Source organism: Saliphagus sp. LR7 (genome assembly GCF_003344565.1).
In the GTDB taxonomy this organism is placed as follows: Archaea; Halobacteriota; Halobacteria; order Halobacteriales; family Natrialbaceae; genus Saliphagus; species Saliphagus infecundisoli.
On record NZ_QPND01000086.1, the window covers coordinates 1 to 524 of the forward strand.

At 59.0% G+C, this 524-nt stretch carries 1 protein-coding gene and 1 pseudogene; both read right to left on the reverse strand.

All coding sequences use genetic code 11. The features are described 5' to 3' along the window. Nucleotides 1–235, reverse strand: a pseudogene (locus tag DVH23_RS24025) (hypothetical protein); the annotation flags it as partial. A gap of 34 nt (nucleotides 236–269) precedes the next feature. After that, a partial coding sequence (locus DVH23_RS23285) for a winged helix-turn-helix domain-containing protein (protein WP_198668093.1) occupies nucleotides 270–524 on the reverse strand: 255 nt, incomplete at its 5' end.

Consider the following 524-nt stretch of genomic DNA (forward strand, 5'->3'; position numbering starts at 1 on the left):
GCCCGATCCTGGGTGAGATGAGCATGATGGGAGCGTAGTTATCGGCCACGAGCAGAATCCGCCCGACCGGATTCTGCTCGCGGATCTCTTCGAGAGCCTCGACGATCGTCTCTTTGACCATCCGCTCTTTGAACGTGATTACGCTGGTTCCAGTCAGCGCGTAGAAGCCGATTGACCGCCATGGAACCGTTACGAGTGGCTTTGGGATTTCGACCGTCCGATCGAACGACCACATCCGTTGAGAGTTCTCGAATGGCTGGGGCCACGCTTCATCGAAAGAACCCAAGGACGACTGGATCATCCTCCTCATGCGTGTGATCGTCCTCGCCGAGCGCCTCTCCAAGGCGCTCGGCGAGAATCTCGTCTGCGTTCTCGGGGCTTCGGGGATCCATCGGACGTGGCTTGGCGTAGTGCATTCCTGAGGCGCGAAGTTTCCGAGCGAGATGCGTCGGGTGATAGCTGACGCCGTAGCGGTCTTCGATGAGTGTGTGAATTTCCCGTGGCGTCCACGGTTGGCCGTCTTC